The sequence below is a fragment of the Mesorhizobium sp. M4B.F.Ca.ET.089.01.1.1 genome (assembly GCF_004022605.1).
Taxonomy (GTDB): Bacteria; Pseudomonadota; Alphaproteobacteria; order Rhizobiales; family Rhizobiaceae; genus Mesorhizobium; species Mesorhizobium abyssinicae.
This window is the reverse complement of sequence record NZ_RZOS01001566.1, coordinates 1-395: the sequence shown is the minus strand read 5'-3', so window position 1 is coordinate 395 and position 395 is coordinate 1. Positions and strand designations below refer to the sequence as shown.

1 protein-coding gene is annotated in these 395 nt (G+C 59.2%); it reads left to right on the top strand.

Going from position 1 to position 395, the window contains the following annotated elements; all coding sequences use genetic code 11:
- A partial coding sequence (locus EN780_RS38310) for a transposase domain-containing protein (protein ID WP_133373048.1) occupies positions 1–259 on the top strand: 259 nt, incomplete at its 5' end.
- Positions 260–395 lie beyond the last annotated feature (136 nt).

Here is a 395-nt window from a genome sequence, read left to right as displayed (position 1 = left end):
CTCCAATACAGTCGAGCGCTCCATTCGTCCGATCGCGCTCAATCGGAAGAACGCCCTCTTTGCAGGCTCCGATGGCGGCGCCGAACACTGGGCAGTCGTCGCCTCGCTGATCGAAACCTGCAAACTCAACGGCGTCGAGCCCCTCGGCTATCTCGCCGATGTCCTCACCAGGATCGTCAATGGCCACCCGAACAGCCAGATCGACGACCTGCTGCCCTGGGCCTACATCCCGGCTCCCGAACTCAGGGCCGTGGCCTGAGAACAGCGCTTACGACTGAACCGTCTGCGCTCGTGTTGCGTTTTACGGCGCAAGCATGAGGCACCCTTGCAGGCGTCAATTGCAAAAGCGCCATCTTAGAAAATTATACTACAAAATGCGTCGTTTCAGTCCCGGC